General features: G+C 66.3%; 15 protein-coding genes. 11 read left to right on the plus strand and 4 right to left on the minus strand.

Going from position 1 to position 14,756, the window contains the following annotated elements; translation table 11 throughout:
• Positions 1–122 precede the first annotated feature (122 nt).
• Positions 123–821 carry a GntR family transcriptional regulator gene (locus tag FV228_RS00615; RefSeq protein WP_210247776.1) on the plus strand — a complete coding sequence of 233 codons (699 nt, stop codon included), beginning with the start codon at positions 123–125 and terminating at the stop codon, positions 819–821.
• Between the two features lie 108 nt (positions 822–929).
• Here FV228_RS00615 and FV228_RS00620 read toward each other — a convergent pair whose 3' ends face one another.
• Both FV228_RS00620 and FV228_RS00625 read right to left on the minus strand, forming a co-directional pair.
• A complete protein-coding gene (locus tag FV228_RS00620; protein WP_243962296.1) occupies positions 930–1,340 on the minus strand; it encodes a carboxymuconolactone decarboxylase family protein in 411 nt (136 codons plus the stop codon).
• Positions 1,341–1,579: 239 nt separating this feature from the next.
• Positions 1,580–2,380 (minus strand): N-acyl homoserine lactonase family protein, encoded by an 801-nt coding sequence (locus tag FV228_RS00625; protein ID WP_147852813.1) that lies wholly within the window; start codon positions 2,378–2,380, stop codon positions 1,580–1,582.
• A gap of 292 nt (positions 2,381–2,672) precedes the next feature.
• Between FV228_RS00625 and FV228_RS00630 the strand changes: the two genes are divergently transcribed.
• The 7 genes from FV228_RS00630 (at position 2,673) to FV228_RS00660 (ending at position 9,578) form a co-directional block, all read left to right on the plus strand.
• Positions 2,673–3,899 carry an ABC transporter substrate-binding protein gene (locus tag FV228_RS00630; RefSeq protein ID WP_147852814.1) on the plus strand — a complete coding sequence of 409 codons (1,227 nt, stop codon included), beginning with the start codon at positions 2,673–2,675 and terminating at the stop codon, positions 3,897–3,899.
• Position 3,900: 1 nt separating this feature from the next.
• Positions 3,901–4,761 (plus strand): branched-chain amino acid ABC transporter permease, encoded by an 861-nt coding sequence (locus FV228_RS00635; RefSeq protein ID WP_147852815.1) that lies wholly within the window; start codon positions 3,901–3,903, stop codon positions 4,759–4,761.
• A complete protein-coding gene (locus FV228_RS00640; protein WP_147852816.1) occupies positions 4,758–5,780 on the plus strand; it encodes a branched-chain amino acid ABC transporter permease in 1,023 nt (340 codons plus the stop codon). Before FV228_RS00635 ends, FV228_RS00640 begins: the two co-directional genes overlap by 4 nt.
• The gene (locus FV228_RS00645) at positions 5,777–6,520 is read left to right on the plus strand and encodes an ABC transporter ATP-binding protein (protein WP_246689956.1); all 744 of its coding nucleotides are present in this window, start codon (positions 5,777–5,779) and stop codon (positions 6,518–6,520) included. The genes FV228_RS00640 and FV228_RS00645 overlap by 4 nt, the downstream gene beginning before the upstream one ends.
• Complete coding sequence (locus FV228_RS00650; protein ID WP_147852817.1) at positions 6,510–7,235, plus strand: ABC transporter ATP-binding protein; 726 nt, start codon at positions 6,510–6,512, stop codon at positions 7,233–7,235. Before FV228_RS00645 ends, FV228_RS00650 begins: the two co-directional genes overlap by 11 nt.
• A gap of 109 nt (positions 7,236–7,344) precedes the next feature.
• Positions 7,345–8,601 (plus strand): alpha/beta hydrolase, encoded by a 1,257-nt coding sequence (locus FV228_RS00655; protein WP_147852818.1) that lies wholly within the window; start codon positions 7,345–7,347, stop codon positions 8,599–8,601.
• Between the two features lie 29 nt (positions 8,602–8,630).
• Complete coding sequence (locus FV228_RS00660; RefSeq protein WP_147852819.1) at positions 8,631–9,578, plus strand: NAD(P)-dependent oxidoreductase; 948 nt, start codon at positions 8,631–8,633, stop codon at positions 9,576–9,578.
• A gap of 125 nt (positions 9,579–9,703) precedes the next feature.
• Here the strand turns inward: FV228_RS00660 and FV228_RS00665 are convergent, their stop codons facing one another.
• The gene (locus FV228_RS00665) at positions 9,704–10,720 is read right to left on the minus strand and encodes a TAXI family TRAP transporter solute-binding subunit (RefSeq protein ID WP_348644992.1); all 1,017 of its coding nucleotides are present in this window, start codon (positions 10,718–10,720) and stop codon (positions 9,704–9,706) included.
• 245 nt (positions 10,721–10,965) lie between these two features.
• The gene (locus tag FV228_RS00670) at positions 10,966–11,811 is read right to left on the minus strand and encodes a helix-turn-helix domain-containing protein (RefSeq protein ID WP_187277576.1); all 846 of its coding nucleotides are present in this window, start codon (positions 11,809–11,811) and stop codon (positions 10,966–10,968) included.
• A 414-nt stretch (positions 11,812–12,225) separates the two neighbouring features.
• Between FV228_RS00670 and FV228_RS00675 the strand changes: the two genes are divergently transcribed.
• From FV228_RS00675 to FV228_RS00685, 3 genes are all read left to right on the plus strand, one after another.
• On the plus strand, positions 12,226–13,236 hold the full coding sequence (locus FV228_RS00675; protein ID WP_246689957.1) for an ABC transporter substrate-binding protein: 1,011 nt from the start codon (positions 12,226–12,228) through the stop codon (positions 13,234–13,236).
• Between the two features lie 47 nt (positions 13,237–13,283).
• The gene (locus FV228_RS00680) at positions 13,284–14,435 is read left to right on the plus strand and encodes an acyl-CoA dehydrogenase family protein (protein WP_092044892.1); all 1,152 of its coding nucleotides are present in this window, start codon (positions 13,284–13,286) and stop codon (positions 14,433–14,435) included.
• On the plus strand, positions 14,432–14,756 hold a 325-nt coding region (locus tag FV228_RS00685; protein WP_187277577.1), incomplete at its 3' end, for an acyl-CoA dehydrogenase family protein. The genes FV228_RS00680 and FV228_RS00685, both read left to right, overlap by 4 nt.

The following is a 14,756-nucleotide window of genomic DNA, read 5'->3' on the forward strand; positions in this document are numbered from 1 at the left end:
GCTACGTGTCAGCCATTGGAAACGAAGGATATTTGACCCCGTGGCCCGTCGAAGAGGATGGCACGCCTGGACCCGTACTCCCCACCCAGGCATCGTAGCGCACTGTGACGGATTGAATGTCGATGAGTGATACTCTGCGGGTAGTCCCCACGCCCATGCGGCGGCAGGTCGAGGAGGGGCTTCGCTCGGCGATCGTGAGCGGGCGCTTCCTGCCCGGGGAGCACCTGTCCGATCGCGTACTCTGCGAGTTGACGGGGGCCAGTCGTAGCGTGGTGCGAGAGGCCGTCCGGCTGCTCGAGGCGGAGGGGCTGGTCACGGTGCAGCCCAACCGCGGCCCGTTCGTCGCGCATCTCTCCGTCGAGGAAGCCTCGCAGATTTACGAGCTACGCAGCGTACTGGAGGCGTTGGCCGGTGAAGGGTTCGCGTTGCGTGCGACCGACGAGGAGCGCCGTGCGTTGCGAGAGGTCTTCGAGGAGCTCGCGCGCTGCGGGCCAGACACTGAGCGGGAGACCCTGCTTGCGATCAAGCAACGGTTCTACGGAGGGCTGCTGAAGGGCGCGCGCAATGCCTACGTCGCCCGCATGCTTGAGCAGCTGATGAACCGCAATATGCAACTGCGCGCGATGTCGTTGTCGGATCCAGGGCGCCTGCCTTGGACGATCAAGGAGATCCGGCGGGTCGTCGAGGCGATCGAGCGACGCGATCCCAACGAGGCATTCATTGCGTGCCGTGAGCACGTGCAACGGGCAGCAGACGTAGCGCTTCGGATCCTGCGAGCGCAGCGAGACATCCCCTTGAGTGGGCCATCTGGCAGCGACTGAGAGCGAGCGCGTGCCCCGGTCTGATCGCCTGCCGGGAGGGGAGCTCGATGCTCAGGCGACGTATGTGCCGTGAATGGCCGCAAAGCGCGACATCCACGGCCGCCACGATCAGGCGGGCCCGACGGGCTCACCCGAAACCGCGCCCTCAGCCTTCAGCACCTCGTGTGCGGCTTTGAAGGCATCGAGGCCCGCAGGGATGCCGCAATAGACGGTCGCGTGAAGCAGGATTTCCTTGATTTCCTCCACGGAGACGCCGTTGGCGAGCGCGCCCTTCACGTGAAGTTTCAACTCAGCTGGCTTGCTGAGCGCGGTGAGCATCGCGAGGTTGAGCATGCTGCGCGTGCGCCGATCGAGGCCGTCGCGCGTCCAGGCGTAGCCCCAGCACCACTCGGTCGTGATGCGCTGAAACGCCATCATGAAATCGTCGGCCTTGGCGAGCCCGCCATCGACGTATTCTGCGCCGAGTACGGCGCGCCGCACCGCCAAACCCTTCTCGAACTGTTCGCTCTCAGCCATCACACCCGCTCCACACCACAGACCGTTCGAACAGTCCGCAATCGCATACTGTATGTCAATAAGACAAATGCGATCGGTGCTTCAGTCGGAGGTCGCGCTCGCGGCGCGACAGCGATTTCTAGTCTCGCGTGACATCGTTTCACAGCACCGGTCGCTCAGCGGGGAATCGCGCTGGATTGCAGCATTCCCATCGGCGCCTCCGCGCCGATACGGGCTCGGTATGGACTGCATGTCCGTGAACACTAGGCAGATGGCGGCACGTGAAGTTGAACGGCCTCGACGTCAGGCCGGTCGAGGCGTGGATAGCGCGCCATCACCAGTGGATCGTGTCCCGGAATGATATGCGCTTTGCTCTCGGCAAGTTCATGGAGGCGCGCCCAGCTCTCGGCCATCGCCGCCACGTCAACGACGATCGGGTAAGGATTTCCGGTCTCCATATTGGCGTAATAGTGCGCGGCGTCGGAGGCCAGCACGACGGCGCCCCGGACGGTCTCGACGCGCACGCATTGCAAGCCGCGGGAGTGGCCTGGGACGAGGTGCACCGACACGCCGGGAAAGAGCGTTGCGTCGCCGTCGGTGAAGCGCACCCGGCCGGCGTAGACCCGCCGGACCATCTCAACCACGTCTTCGACCGCAAAGGCGTTGCGTAGCCGGCCGTGACACATGCAGCGGCCGGTGGCGTAGGCCATCTCCGCGTCCTGGAGGTGAAATCTTGCTGCGGGAAACGCCGCCAGATTGCCCGCGTGGTCGTAGTGCAGATGCGTGATGATGACGTCGGTGACGCTTCCTGGCTCGACGCCGACCGCACGCAGCGCATCGCTCGGGTGCTGCAGCAGGACCCGGCCCCGGGCACGGGCTTCCGCCTCGCCAAAGCCCGTATCGACGAGGATCGTTCGCTCGTCGGAGCGCAGCAACCAAACAAAATAGTCCATCGGCATTGGCGTATCGTGCGCGTCTCGGCTGGCATCGGGCGGGAAAATGAAGTTTTCGTGCGCAAATCTGGCATGGGTGGCGTAACGGATCGCAAGGACTTCGTAGGTCATCGTTCTCTCAACCCCCCTTCCTCGCCTGAAACAGAGCCGCCAGGCTGGGCCTTAAATTCGTGTGATCGTGGGCCTCTGGGTCTGCCCCGTGGGTCAGCGTGTTGGCGAAACGCCAGAGGCAAGCCCCAACCCAAATGTGACCACCGTGCTACCCCGCGGACGCGAGCCTCTGCAGTCGACAATCCATACTGTCTTACAATCAGATTGACGGAGTGTCGATTGACGCGCTGCGACCGGTTTGACAGTGTGCCGGTCAACGATGGGCCGAACACGGACCACTGGGAGGACCACAATGTCGGACAATGCCGCCGGAGATCGGCGTTTGCGGCTCGACCGGAGGCAGTTGGTTGGCGCGTTGGGCGGAGCGGTCGCGGCGCCCTTCCTGATCCAGAGCGCGCAGGCTGCTTCAGCGGTTAGCATTGGGGTTATTCTGCCCCTGTCCGGAGCGAATGCTCAGTTCGGGGTCAATTCCCGGAATGGCATCCAGCTCGTTGCAGATCAGATCAACGCGGCCGGCGGTATCAAGAGCCTCGGCGGCGCTCGGATTGAACTCGTCGTGGCGGATGCCACCTCGACGCCGACGCAGGCCGCGACAGTCGCGCAGCGCATGATCACCCAGAACCGAGTTTCGGCGATCCTCGGCGCATTTGCGTCGTCGCTGACACTCGCAATTTCCGAAGTGACGGAGCGACGCGATATCCCGTTCCTGACGATGTCGTTCTCGGACCAGATCACCGAACGCGGCTTCAAGAGCGTGTTTCAGGTCGTCGCCAAGGCTTCCATGATCGGCGCAGCTCAGTTCGATGGAACGCTTGCGATCGCGAAAAAGGCCGGGACCGACCTGAAGCAGGTCGCGATCCTGTTCGAGGATACCGCCTACGGGACATCTCAGGCCGGCGGGCTGCGCAAGGCTGCGGCGAAGGCCGGCGTGCAGGTCGTGATGGACGAGGGCTACCCGCTCGGCATCACCGACGTGACCCCGCTGATCAATAAGCTGCGCACATCCGGTGCCCAGGCGGTGTTTCCGGTCTCCTACCTCAACGACAGCCTGCAGATCATTCGGGTGATGCGCCAGCAAGGGCTGACCATCCCGGCGATCGGCGGCGCGGCGGGCTACGTCATTCCGGACTTCAAGAGCGGTCTCGGCGAGTACGCGGAGGGCATTCTCTCGATCAGCCCCGCAAGCTGGGACCAGGATCCTGCACTGACCGACGCGTTCAGCAAGCGCTACGGCTACTTCATGGTGCACGAGGCGCTGGAGCACGCGGTCTGCCTCGACGTATTAGCGCAGGCCTTGGAGAAGGCCGGCAAGTCGGACCCGGCCTCCCTGCGCGATGCCCTACACGGCACGCGTTTCGATGGCGGCTGGACCAAGGTGATGACCGGAGGGGCCGTCCAATTCGATGCGGCCGGTCTGAACACGTTGGCTGAGCCGTTGATGGTGCAATGGCGGGGCAAGGAGCCCGTCACCGTTTGGCCGGAGCAGTTCGCCAAGGCTCAGCCGGTCTGGAAAGCCTGACGTGGCGCTCATCCAGGCCATTCTCGACGGGATAATGATCGGCGGCGTCTACGCCGTGATCTCGATCGGTCTGACGCTGGTGTTCGGCGTGATGGGCATCATCAACTTTGCCCAGGCCGAATTTCTCATGCTCGGCATGTTCATCGCGTGGTTTGCCTGGGCCAAGCTCGGGCTCGACCCGCTGATCGGCGCCTTCTTGGCCTTCGGACTCGTCTTTCTCCTCGGCCTCGCCGTGCAGCACTGGCTGGTCCGTCGGGTGATGCGTGCGCCCGAAGTCGCGCAGATCTTCCTGACAGTCGGCTTGCTGATCGTTCTGGAGAACGCCGCGCTGCTCGCCTTCGGCTCAGATTTCCGCTCGGTATCGACACCCTACCAAACCGCCGCTCTCCGGCTCGGGCCGCTGTTCATCAGCGTGCCCTATCTCGCCGCCTTCGCGATGTCCGCACTCAGTGGCCTGGGGCTGTGGTGGTTTCTGCGGGTGAGCTGGTTCGGCCGGGCGATGCGGGCGACAGCCCAAGACCCGATGGCGGCGCGGTTGTCGGGCATCGACGTCGACCGGATGCGTCGCCTCGCTTTCGGCCTCGGTGTCGGGCTCTCCGCGTTCGGAGGCGCGGTGATCCTGCCGTACCTGACGGTCTATCCCACGGTCGGCAGCCAGTTCACGGTCTTGATGTTCACGGTGGTGGTGCTCGGTGGCCTGGGCAGCGTGGCGGGCGCCGTGGTCGGTGGCCTCGCGGTCGGGGTGATCCAATCGCTCTCGGGACTCGTCTTCCCGATCCAGCTTCAGAACCTCGTGCTGTTCGTGGTGTTCATCGCGGTCCTAGCGGTTCGCCCCGAGGGTCTTCTGGGGAAGGCGCGATGAGCGTCTTCGCCACGTCCCTGCTCTCAGCGCGATCTCCGCTCTCACGGCGATTTGTGCCCGCCGCGGCGCTCGCGGTTGCGCTGATCGTGCCGCTCGGGCTCGACGGCGACGGCTACGCGATCCGCGTCATCGCCCTGGTGTTCCTGTTTGCGGCACTGGGCCAGAGCTGGAACATCGTCGGGGGGCTCGCAAACCAGATCTCGCTCGGGCACGCGGCCTTCTTCGGGATCGGTGCTTACACCTCGACGCGACTCCTGATCGACTTCGGTCTGTCGCCCTGGTTCGGGATGCTCGCCGGAGGCGTCTTCGGGGGAGCCGCCGCCGCCTTGATCAGCCTCCCGACGATGCGGCTGCGCGGCCACTATTTCGCCCTCGCCACCCTCGCCTTCGGGGAGGTCATGCGCGTCGTCGCCAACGCCTGGACCGGCCTGACCGGCGGCCCCGTAGGCATTTCCGTTCCCTATTCTGCGCCGGGGCTGTGGATGCTGAGCTTCAAGGGCACGCTCCCGTTCTACTATTTGAACCTCGCCGCACTCGTGGGGGTGACGGCGGTGTTTGTCGGCATCCGCCGCTCGGCCTTCGGCTACCGACTCCGCGCCGTGCGAGAGGACGCGAGCGCCGCCGAGGTCGTTGGCGTCGACACCGCGCGTATCAAGATCCAGGCGGCCGTGATTTCCGGGGCGTTGACCGCGATGCTCGGGACGCTCTACGCCCAGATGAACTTCTTCTTTGATCCCGACGCGGTGTTCGGTGCGGCGCCGATCTCGGTGCGCATCGCCCTCATCGCGATTGTAGGCGGCATCGGTACGGCAGCGGGCCCGATCCTCGGTGCGATCCTGATCGTGTCGTTGGAAGAGATCGCCAACGTACTGCTCTCGGGTCAGGTCGCCGGACTGTCGAACCTCGTCTACGGCGTGATCCTGATCTCGGTGATCATGATTCAGCCGCACGGACTCGTCGCCTTCGGTCCAGTCTTCCGGTGGCCCCGGCGCGTCCCAGCCGTGGATGCACCGAAGTGACCGCGCCGGGCACGCCGATGAGCCCGATCCTGGAGTTGCGCGGCGTCGGCAAGCGCTTCGGCGGGCTGCAGGCGCTTCAGGATGTGAGCTTTGAGGTCCGGCGTGGGGAGATCTTGGGTCTGATCGGCCCGAATGGCGCCGGGAAAACCACCCTGTTCTCGACACTGGTCGGCCTGCACCGGGCGGATGCCGGGACGATCCAGCTGGAGGGCCGGAATCTCGTCGGGCTCAAACCCCACCGGATCGCACGGCTCGGTCTGACCAAAACCTTCCAGAACGTCGCGCTGTTCATGGACACGGACGTTCTCGACAACGTCGTCATCGGCGCTTTGCTGCACCACCCGTTGCCCGAGGCACGCGTCCGCGCGCTCGCCTGCCTGGAGCGCGTCGGGCTCGCCAGTATCGCGCACAAACGGGCGGGCGATCTCTCGTTTCCCGAACGCGCCCGCGTCGAGGTCGCCCGTGCCCTGTCGACCGAGCCGAAGTTGCTCCTGCTCGACGAGGTCATGGCGGCGTTGAACGCCGTGGAGATGGCGGAGATGATGGACCTGATCCGGGCACTGCGTGCGGACGGGCTCACCGTCATCGTGGTCGAGCATCACATGAAGGCGATCATGGCGCTGTGCGACCGCATCGTCGCGCTGAGCTTCGGCCGGCTGCTGGCGGTGGGTTCGCCAGACGAGATCGTTCGACACCCCGATGTCGTCACCGCATATCTTGGGCGCGCCTATGCCGAGTGAGGCCGTCGACCTCCTGAGCGTGCGCGACCTCCATGCCGGCTACGGCAAGGCGGACATTTTGCACGGCGTCTCCCTGCGCGTCGGCGCGGGCGAGTTCGTCTGCGTCATCGGAGCCAATACCGCGGGCAAAAGCACGCTTCTGCGGGCGATCTCCCGCCTCGTGCCCCGGGCACGTGGGGCCATCAGCTTTTGCGGCACCGACCTGATGTCTATGCCGGCCCACGCCGTGCCGGCGCTCGGCATCGCCCACGTGCCCGAAGGGCGTCACGTCTTCGGTGACATGACGGTCGAGGAGAATCTGTGGCTCGGCGCGTTCAGCCGGCGGCGGGAACCGAGCCTCAGCGAGCGGATCGAGACGGTCTACGCCCTCTTCCCCCGGCTCGCCGAGCGGCGCAGGCAGCGCGCCGGCTCGATGTCGGGGGGCGAGCAGCAGATGGTGGCCCTCGGGCGCGCGCTCATGCTCGCCCCGGGTCTGCTGATTCTCGACGAGCCAAGCCACGGACTCGCGCCGATCATCGTCGAGGAACTGCACCGAGCCCTATCCGACATACACGCCCAGGGAACCGCCATCCTCTTGGTGGAGCAGAACACGGCGCTCGCCCTTGATGTCGCAAGCCGGGGCTACGTCTTGGAGGCTGGTCGCATTGTGATCGAGGGGACCGCGGAGATGTTGCGGACCAACTCGCAGGTGCGAACCGCCTATCTCGGGATCTGAGCGCCGGATGTCCCATCTCCCTTTCCAGGCTGCCGTCAGAACAAATGACCATCCGGCCGAGGGGGCGGTGCGTTTGGCTGCCTCCTGGGCAACGGGCTGAGGGACCGAGATGCTGGATTTTATCGCGACGCTGACAGCGCGCCTCCCCCACGCTTTAGACGATCCCGAGTTGCGGGCGTCGGCGCGTGGCCTGGACGCGCGCGTCCAGCTCGCGTGCGGCGACGCGGCGGTCGACCTCGTGTTCGCGCCGGATACGCCGACGCGATGGTGTGATTCCGCCGGCGGCGTTGTCGACGTCGCTCTGACCGCGCCGCCGGCCGTTTGGGAGGCCGCCCTGGCGCGGGTGCCGCCGCCGCGGCACCAGTCCTTTACCGCCCTGCAACTGGCAAATCCCGACGCGACCGTGTCGGGCGACCCATTGCGGGTGGCCCAGGCGCGCCCGGCCCTGGAACGGTTGCTTGAGGTCCTGCGGCTGGTGGTCGGGCCAGTCACCACCGGTGGTTCGCCGCCTCAGCCGGTCGCCCGGGACATGGGCCAGGTGATCGGAGGCTACGTGTCCCTGATCACTCAGGAGGGGCCGTGCGAGGTCTTTTTCGAGACGGCGGGCTCTGGGTCACCGGTGGTATTCCTGCACACCGCCGGGGCGGATTCGCGGCAGTACGGCGCGTTGCTGTCGGACGTGGCATTGGCGAGGGACTGGAAGCTCCTGGCATTCGATTGCCCCTTTCACGGGCGATCGCTGCCACCCCTGGATTGGGACGGGGGCGCGTACCGTCTCGACAGCGTACGCTACGCTTCGTGGGTCACGACGTTTCTGGAGACCGTTGTGGCGGCGCCAGCGATTCTGGTCGGCTGCTCGATGGGTGCGGCGATCGCCCTCACGGTCGCTGCCGACCGCCCCGACCTGCTGCGGGGAGTCATCGCTCTGGAAGCGCCGCTGCGCTCATCGGGGCGCCGCAACCCCTATCTCGCCCATGCGGCCGTCTCGGGGGGAATGCACAACAGCGCCTACGTGCGCGGTTTGATGAGCCCAACCAGCCCGGAAGCGTGGCGGCGGCGCGCCGCATGGATCTACGCGCAGGGTGGGCCGGGCGTTTATACCGGTGATCTGGCCTTCTACAGCGACGAGTTCGACGGGGCCCGGATCGCGCCGCGAATCGATGCGGGCCGGCTTCCGGTCCACCTCCTCACCGGGACCTACGATTACTCGGCCACCACCGACGATGGTGCGGCGCTCGCGGCCCTCATGCCGGGCAGTAGCTTCCACGAGATGCCAAACCTCGGGCATTTCCCGATGTCCGAAGACCCGGACCTGTTCCGCCCTTACTTCACGCGGGCACTCGAGGCGATCCGGGCTGCCGGCTGACGAACATCACATCCATGGAGGAGAGAACGATGGCGGACCACAAGATCATGCCACCCGCGACGCTCGGGTTTATCGGCCTGGGTAAGATGGGACTTCCGATGGCCGTACGACTGATCGAGGCCGGCTACGCCGTGCGCGGCTACGATCCAGCAGAGCAGGCCCTCGACAACTTGGTCGGCGCTGGCGGCACGGCATGTACGTCCGCCGCGGCAGCGGCGGCGGGCGCGGCGGCGGTGATCACCATGTTGCCCGATGGCGATACCGTGCGCCGCGTGGTTCTCGACGATACCGATCCGGTCGGCACGGCGATGACCCGGGGCACGGTCTTGATCGAGATGAGCTCCTCGGCACCACTCTCGACCCGAGCGCTCGGGGAGAGACTGGCGGGGGCTGGGATCGATGTCGTCGATGCGCCGGTCTCGGGCGGTGTGAAGAAAGCTGTCGCCGGTACTCTGTCCATCATGACAGGCGGTGAGCCGGCAGTGATCGAGCGCATCACGGGCGTCCTGGACGCGATGGGCGGCTCCATGTTCCGAACCGGCGCCTTGGGTTCAGCGCATGCCATGAAGGCGCTCAACAACTACGTCTCTGCCGCCGGGTTGATCGCCGCCTGCGAGGCGGTGCAGATCGGCGCTGCGTTTGGCCTCGACCCAGAATTGATGACGGATATTTTCAACGTCTCCACCGGCCGCAACAACTCTACTGAGAACAAGCTCAAGCCCTTTATCATCACGGAAGCCTACAATTCGGGCTTCGGGCTCGCGCTCATGACCAAGGATATCGGTATCGCGGTTGATCTCGCCAAAGAGCTGGCGCGGCCCGCACCCTTTTCCCAAGACGTCGTCGCATTCGCCCGCCGCGCTCTGGAACAGCTGGGCCCCGCCGCCGATCATACCGAAGTCGATCGTTATCTCAAGAACTTGGCCGCCAAAGCTGTTGGTGAGCCTGGTGCGTCAGCACAAACCCTTAAGTCATAGTGACACCAGGAACGCCGCAACGGTACCCCCTCACTGTTGCCCCTTAAAAGGGTCAGAGGTGCTGGCTAGGGCCGGGTCCTCGCAGTGCTACGCGAGAGACTGCGGCCGGGAAGGCTCCGCGGGGCTCACTGCGGAACGGCGCCGATCTCCCGCAGATAGATTGCGGTCGCCGGATGCAGCCACGCGGCCGGCACGTTCGAGACCAGGTTGCGCGGATCGCTCTCGTGTCCCTGTGCATAGTGGCGCGCCAGCGTGTTCCGCCCCTGATCGATCGCCCGCACGAGGCGCGAGACGTAGGCGTCATCGAGCCCTGGCCGGCCTAGAATGAAGCTCCAAGAGCCGACGGTCTCGATCGCCGCGTCCTGTCCCTTGAACGAGCCCGCCGGGACGGTCAGGCGTCGCAGCGACGAGCGGAGCGCGAGGATCTTCGGGACTGCTTCCGGCGCCGGGCCGAAGAACCGAGCGCCGCCGGGCGCGTCCGCGAGGGTCTTGAAGCCCGGCCAGCCGAGGCTCGCGCCCCACAGGGCAGCCGCTCGGCCATCGCGGACTTGAACGGCGCCGTCGCCGGCATCGTCGAGAAGGATCGGGCGGATGTCGTGCTCGGGATCGATGTCTGAACCCAGGAGCACGGTACGCCCCATCAGCGTAAAGCCGGAGGCGCGCGTGCCGAGCGCGACGGCGCACCCGCGCAAGTCCGCCACGCTGTGGATTGAGCTGGCCGTCGGGACCACGAACAACCCGGGCGATGCGTCGATCGGGGCGACGACGGTCAGGCCGGGTCCGGAAGGTGGCTGAGCATTCAACGCGTCGAAAGCGTACTCGCCCTGCACGAGGGCCAGATCGAGCTTGCCTTCCCGCAGCAGTGCGAGGTTCTCGGTCGAGCCCTTCGTGATGCGAGGCTCGATCGTCAGAGCGGGATCAACCTCGTTGACCGCTGCGACGAGCGCGCGACCGAAGGCGGGGAACGAGCCTCCCGGCGTTGCCGTGCCAAGCACGATAGGGCTGTTCGCTGCGCCCTCCTGACCCCGGCTCGATGTCGGGGCGAGGGCTAGACATGCTAGGAGAAGACGGCGTGAGATCACGATAATCGGCCTTTCCGTGGATGAGCCAGACCGAACTACGCGACCGTCCCTGGACCGCACCGCGTCTTGTGCCTCGCACCACCATCTTGATGGCGGTGCCCCGGCCCTGCTCAGGAGGCCGAGATACGTGCCTAAGGTTGAGCGATAGGTCCGGTCGGTGATGGCCCCAGCCTATCGGCCGCACAGGAGGGAGCAGATGATCTTGAAGCTAACGGAGTGGTCGTCACGCCGCCTCACTCAGAACGAGCTGCCACGGCGCAATCGCCCCCTGCCCTGACTGGCCGCGGATATGCCGATTCATCGTCCTAGTCCATGTGTACGAGGAAACGTGCGATCGCATCGTGAATCAGCGCGACGATCTGTGCCTCCCGTCGCTCGAATTCCTCGAGCAGTCCTGAGACCGCGACGGCGAGGGGACGGCCCTTGCGGTCGATGCGGTTGGGTAGTGGCACCGCGATCGACCCGGCGCCGGACGTGACGAGGCCATGCGAGAAGAAATGGCCGTCCTGCCGCAAACGGGCCACGTTGGCCAAGACGGCTGCGACTTGAATCGGGGGTTGCTCGGGCGGGGCCTCCGCGTTCGTGCGCCGTACGAGTGGGCCGATCTCGGCATCCGGGATCCCGGCGAGAAGCGCGGTGCCGGTCGCCGACCACACCACAAGTCGGCGCGTGCCGGGTGGGACGTGAAAGCGCATCGCGGTTTGCGCCTGCAACACGTGGACGTACTGCGAGTAGATGGTGTTGCGTGCCGCTAGGATCACCGTGCCGCCCGTGCACTCGGACAGATGCTCGAGCATGCGCACGAGACTACCGTCGCGCACCGGCCCCTTGTCGAGCCACGCGCCCAGCAGCGCGACCCGCGGCGACGGCAGGAAGCTGCGGCTGTCGGCGTCGTAATCGAGATAGCCGAGTTGGGCCAGGCTCTTCAAAAGCATCGAGGTTGAGGATTGCGGAAAGCCTAGGCGTTCGGCAATCTCCGAGACCCGAGCTTCGCGCTGAAGCTCGTCGAACAGCTCCAGGATCTGAAGCACGCGGCCCGCGGACTTCACGAAAGCCAAGGAGGGACCGACTGCATCGGCCCTGACCAAGAGGTCCGTGCTCGAACCCGCTCCGGTCTTTACCCGAGGCGTGAAGCGGTCGGGGGCAATCATACCCGGCTCCAGGCCGGTAGTGCGAGGAGGCTGTGAACGGCCTCGAACGTGATATCCGCGCGCCGTGAAGCCCACCAATAGGCTGCCCGCCCGGCAATCATCTGAGTCGCCCGCAACTCGAACGAACATGGCGTTTGCGGCGCGATCTCATGGCATGTCCAATCATCGTGAATGGAGTACGGGCCGCTTGGGTCCAGCTGCCGTCATGAATGCATCACCGCATCCGCGCTCGACGACGTATAGTGCGAATCATCCGCCGCTCCATCACAGATGTGATATCGCTCAGCAGATCCACGATGACGGTTGAAGACCAATCCCGGCTCTGTCCTACTCGAGGGCGAGCGCCGGACAGTGATGCTGTCCGGACGTGCTGAGACCGCGCGCCAAGGGCGGCTCTGCTCGGGAGGAATGCCGATGTCGATCCGCCTCGCGGCCGTCGCCGCGCGTCTCGTCTCCGTGGCGCTGCTATTGTCCGCTTTGAGCGGACCGACCCTCGCCGAGACGAACACGGTCCGCATCGGCCTGCAATACGGCCTCGTCTACCTGCCGGTAATGATCGCTCAGAACGAAGGTTTGTTCGATAAGCGCGCCAAGGCGGCAGGCCTCGACGGGCTGTCGGTCACGCTGAGCCGCTTCAGTGGCTCGGCCGCGATGAACGACGCACTGCTTTCCGACAGCATCGAGCTGGGCACACTCGGCGCGACCGGCGCCTTGATCGCCTGGGACAAGACCCGCGGTCGTCAGCAGATCAAGAGTCTCTGCGCCCTCACTTCAGTCGTCTACACGCTGTTTACGGGCAAGCAGGGCGTTACCGCGCTGAAGGATTTTACCTTTGGCGACAAAATCGCGGTCCCAGCCTTCAACTCGCCGCAGGCTATCCTGCTGCGGGTGGCCGCAGCCCGGCAGCTCGGCGATCCGGCCAAGGCGGATACTCTGATGGTGAGCCTGCCCCACCCCGACGCCACCGCGGCCATGCGCGCCGGGCAAGGCATCGCCGGCTACTTCTCGACGCCACCCTTCACCCAGATCCTACGGGCGGATCCCAAGCTCCGGGCGATCATGACCTCCACCGGTCTGATCGGCGACAGTGACCCTACCGCCGCGACCCTGAACGCCAAGCAGGGCTTCGTCGACGCCAATCCCAAGGTGACGCAGGCCATCCTCGCCGGCATGGAGGACGCGGTTTCGCTCATCCGCAGCGACCCGAGGCGGGCGGCGGCGATCTACCTGGCTTCAGAGCAGGTGCAGATCGATCAGGCCCAGGTCGAGTCGACCCTCACCGACGGGTCCCTCGTCTACGGCGTGGCCCCGAAAGACATGGTCAACCTTGCCAAGGCGATGGCGGCGCAGGGGCTCCTGCGCAAAGTGCCGACCGACTGGCAAGAGCTCTTCTTTCCGGGCCTCAAGGAACGCGACGGAAGCTGAGCGAGCCATACGGGCGAGCCCCTGATCTGACAGACCACGGAGCAGAGATGCAGAGCTTCCGCTTCAGCGCCGAACCGCTCCCGGCCGAGGCCGAGGCGGCCCGTGCGGCCGTCCGGGTTTTTCTCGACGCTGAACTGGCGGCGGGGCACTTCGTGCCACATCGGACCTCGTGGACGACCTTCGACGCCGGCTTCAGCCGACGTGCCGGGGCGGCCGGGTTCATCGGCCTGACCATGCCGGAAGCGTATGGTGGCCATGAGCGGTCCGGCCTCGTCCGCTTCGTCGTCACCGAGGAGATGCTGGCGGCCGGCGCGCCCTGCGGGGCGCACTGGATCTCCGACCGCCAGTCTGGCCCACAGATCCTGCGGCACGGTTCCGAGGCGGCCAAGCGGGCGATCCTGCCGCGGATCTGCCGCGGCGAATGCGCCTTCGGCATCGGCATGAGCGAGCCGAACTCGGGCTCGGACCTCGCCGCCGTGCGCACCCGCGCGGCGCGCGACGGCGACGATTGGTTGATCAACGGCTCCAAGATCTGGACGACGAACGCCCATCAGGTCGATTACCTGCTCGCCCTGGTCCGGACCGGTGAGCCCGGACCAGACCGGCACGGCGGCTTGACCCAGTTCATCATCGACATGGCGGCTCCCGGGGTCACGGTGCGACCGATCCTCGACCTGTCAGGCCACCACGAGTTCAACGAGGTGTTCTTCACCGACTACCGCGTCCCGGACGCCATGATGGTCGGCGCGGAGGGCGAGGGCTGGGGGCTCGTCACGGAGGAACTCGCTTTCGAGCGCTCGGGGCCCGACCGCTTCCTGTCGGACTACCGGCTGCTCGTCGAACTCGTCGACCGGATCGGGCCGGAACCCGACCGGTTCCAGGCGGTCGAGACCGGCCGGATGGTGGCGCAGCTCACCGCGCTCCTCGGCATGTCGGCCTCGGTGGCCCGGCTCCTCGACAAGGGCGTCGTCCCTGGCGTTGAGGCGGCGCTCGTGAAGGATGTCGGCAACAGCTTCGAGCGCGCGGTGCCGGAGATCGCCCGGCGGCTCGTGCCGGTTGAGCCGAGCCTCACCGCGCAGGGCGAGCCGTTCCGTGAGGCGCTCGGCGGCGTGACCCTGCGGGCGCCCTCCTTCACCCTGCGCGGCGGCACCCGCGAGGTTCTGCGCGGGGTCATCGCGCGGGGACTGGGCTTGCGATGAACACGACCAACCACGCACAGGATGGGGCGGCCGACGAGGTCGCCGACATCGTCCTCGATCAATTCGAGCGGCTGCTGGCCCAGCATCTCTCGCCGCAAGTGCTGGCGGCCTGCGACGGTGCCGTGGACGACGCGGCCTGGCCCGCGGATCTCTGGAGGGCGCTTAACGACAGCGGTCTGCCGCTGGCCCTGGTGCCCGAAGCGGCCGACGGGATCGGCTTGGAGGCCAGGACGGCGGCCTTGCTGATCCGGCGCTGTGGGCAGGCGGCCTTGCCGCTGCCGCTACCCGAGACCATCGCGGGTGCGGCGCTCTGGGCGGCGG

It is taken from the genome of Methylobacterium sp. WL18 (assembly GCF_008040015.1).
Lineage (GTDB): Bacteria > Pseudomonadota > Alphaproteobacteria > Rhizobiales > Beijerinckiaceae > Methylobacterium > Methylobacterium mesophilicum.

Bases quoted from the DNA above. Each gene is read 5' to 3' on its own strand.
- FV228_RS00650 (WP_147852817.1), top strand. From the start codon at position 6,510: ATGCCGAGTGAGGCCGTCGACCTCCTGAGCGTGCGCGACCTCCATGCC.
- FV228_RS00640 (WP_147852816.1), top strand. From the start codon at position 4,758: ATGAGCGTCTTCGCCACGTCCCTGCTCTCAGCGCGATCTCCGCTCTCA.
- FV228_RS00670 (WP_187277576.1), bottom strand. From the start codon at position 11,811: ATGATTGCCCCCGACCGCTTCACGCCTCGGGTAAAGACCGGAGCGGGT.
- FV228_RS00625 (WP_147852813.1), bottom strand. From the start codon at position 2,380: ATGACCTACGAAGTCCTTGCGATCCGTTACGCCACCCATGCCAGATTT.
- FV228_RS00660 (WP_147852819.1), top strand. From the start codon at position 8,631: ATGGCGGACCACAAGATCATGCCACCCGCGACGCTCGGGTTTATCGGC.
- FV228_RS00630 (WP_147852814.1), top strand. From the start codon at position 2,673: ATGTCGGACAATGCCGCCGGAGATCGGCGTTTGCGGCTCGACCGGAGG.
- FV228_RS00615 (WP_210247776.1), top strand. From the start codon at position 123: ATGAGTGATACTCTGCGGGTAGTCCCCACGCCCATGCGGCGGCAGGTC.
- FV228_RS00675 (WP_246689957.1), top strand. From the start codon at position 12,226: ATGTCGATCCGCCTCGCGGCCGTCGCCGCGCGTCTCGTCTCCGTGGCG.
- FV228_RS00655 (WP_147852818.1), top strand. From the start codon at position 7,345: ATGCTGGATTTTATCGCGACGCTGACAGCGCGCCTCCCCCACGCTTTA.
- FV228_RS00680 (WP_092044892.1), top strand. From the start codon at position 13,284: ATGCAGAGCTTCCGCTTCAGCGCCGAACCGCTCCCGGCCGAGGCCGAG.